Source organism: Mesorhizobium sp. M7A.F.Ca.CA.002.15.2.1, assembly GCF_003998715.1.
GTDB lineage: Bacteria > Pseudomonadota > Alphaproteobacteria > Rhizobiales > Rhizobiaceae > Mesorhizobium > Mesorhizobium ciceri.
Window position 1 is genome coordinate 1 of sequence record NZ_RZPI01000878.1, and the last position, 1,928, is coordinate 1,928.

The window sequence follows — 1,928 nt, forward strand, 5'->3', positions numbered from 1 at the left end:
GGCCGAGCAGATCGACCATTTCATGAGAAGCTGAAAAGATCCCAGGGCTCTTCCAAGCGGCCGCGAGCGATCGCGGCCGTTTTTTGTTGCCCCCGGTCTCATTCATCGCCCCGGACTGATGAAAACGGGGATGATTTTAGCAAAACCGATTTTTGGGCGTGAAAAACCCGCTGACATTGCTATATTCAGGGAAATTGCGGTGAAACGGTTCCGTAAGCTCGAGGCTGCCGGACCCGTTTTCTTTTTGTACCCATCGACAAGGCTTTCCCCGATACGCGGGGGTGGCAGCAGGAAAGGCAGGCATCATGAACAAGGTCCCGATGACAGGCGAGGGGTTCGCGTCATTGAAGGAAGAACTGCGCTGGCGCCAGCAGGAAGAGCGGCCGCGCATCATCGAGGCGATCTCCGAAGCGCGCTCGCATGGCGACCTGTCCGAAAATGCCGAATATCATGCCGCCAAAGAGGCGCAGAGCCTCAACGAGGGCCGCGTCAACGAGCTTGAAGATTATATTGCGCGCGCCGAGGTGATCGACGTCAGCAAGCTCAGCGGCGACAAGATCAAGTTCGGCGCCACCGTGGTGCTGGTCGACGAGGACACCGAGGAAAAGAAGACCTACCGGATCGTCGGCGACCAGGAGGCGGACGTGAAGTCCGGCCGCATCTCGATCTCCTCGCCGATCGCGCGTGCGCTCATCGGCAAGGAAGTCGGCGACGCCATCGAGGTCAACGCGCCTGGCGGCGCCAGGGGGTATGAGATCGTCCAGGTGCAGTTCATCTAGGACCTTTGATAATTCTACTCTGGCGGCCGACTACAGCGCCGCGCGTCCTCTCGGACGCGCAAAGGACGCTGTAGGATTTTCAGTTAGCGCATGATCCCTTTCCGAAAATCAATTACGATTTTCGGGGGCATGCGCGGGCGGTTTTCTGCGCTTCCGGTGCTCACGTACTTTAAGTACGCGCCGCTCCGGTTCTCGAAGAACCACGCTATTCGACTCGCCAGAGCGAATTCTGAAAGGTCCTATGCCGGCGCTTGTAGTTTAAGTGCCAATAGCTTTTCTGCTTCCGCCACTACCTGCACCGGCACAACACGCCCCCCATGCGAGGCCAGCAGTGTCGATGCGTAGCGTCCGCGCGGGCCGGTCAGACCCGGCTCTGTTGCCAGGAAAATTGCGACCGTCGGCAGGCCAAAGGCACTGGCAAGATGGGTCAGCCCGGTGTCGGCGCCGATAACCAGCGTCGAGCCGCCGATAGTCGCGGCGATTTCGGACAGCGGCGATTTCGGTACCACGATCGTTGACGGCACGGCGCCTGCGATTGCCTCGGCCACGGTTTTCTCACGCTCGTTCGACCAGGTCGTGACCGGCGTCATCCCCCGCTCAATCAGGAGGTGGGCGGTTCCGATCCAGTCTTCGGCCGGCCATTTCTTGTCTTCGCGGCTGGTTCCGTGCAGCAGGAAGGCGGTTTTTCCAGAAGTGCCCGCCAGGGTGCCGGCGGGCGGCACGATGCCGGAGTCCAGCGTCGAAAGATCGGGCTGATAGGCGAGCGCCAGGCCAAACAACCGCCGCGTCCGTTCGATGGCGTGGAGATCGCGCGGGACGGCATACGTGGCATCGTAGAACAGCGTCGCCGAGGGTTCGCGCGCGCTCGAACGGTCGAAGCCGGCAATGGGTGAGCCCGCCTGTCTTGCCACCAGGGCCGATTTCAGCAGGCCTTGCGCGTCGATGACCAGATCGTAGCGGCAATTGCGCAAGGTGCGGCGCAGGGCGGCCGCCTCGCGCCAGGTGGCGCCGTCAAGCAGCGCCTTGCGCCAGCGCCGGATCGCCACCGTATGAATCTTGTCGATCGCCGGGTGAAGCGCGACGATTCCGGCGAATGCCTCTTCGACGCACCAGTCGAAGGTCAGGTCCGGGCGGTGGCGACGGGCATCC

The 1,928-nt window shown here is 61.9% G+C and carries 2 protein-coding genes; one reads left to right on the forward strand and one right to left on the reverse strand.

The annotated features are described in order from the left end of the window. Window positions 1-305 precede the first annotated feature (305 nt). Entirely contained in the window at window positions 306-779 is a 474-nt protein-coding gene (gene greA / locus ENZ74_RS30595) for a transcription elongation factor GreA (RefSeq protein WP_013530066.1), read from the forward strand. Between the two features lie 239 nt (window positions 780-1,018). On the opposite strand, the gene waaC is transcribed toward greA, so the two are convergent. Continuing rightward, the coding region (waaC, locus tag ENZ74_RS30600; protein ID WP_127313249.1) for a lipopolysaccharide heptosyltransferase I at window positions 1,019-1,928 on the reverse strand (910 nt) is incomplete at its 5' end.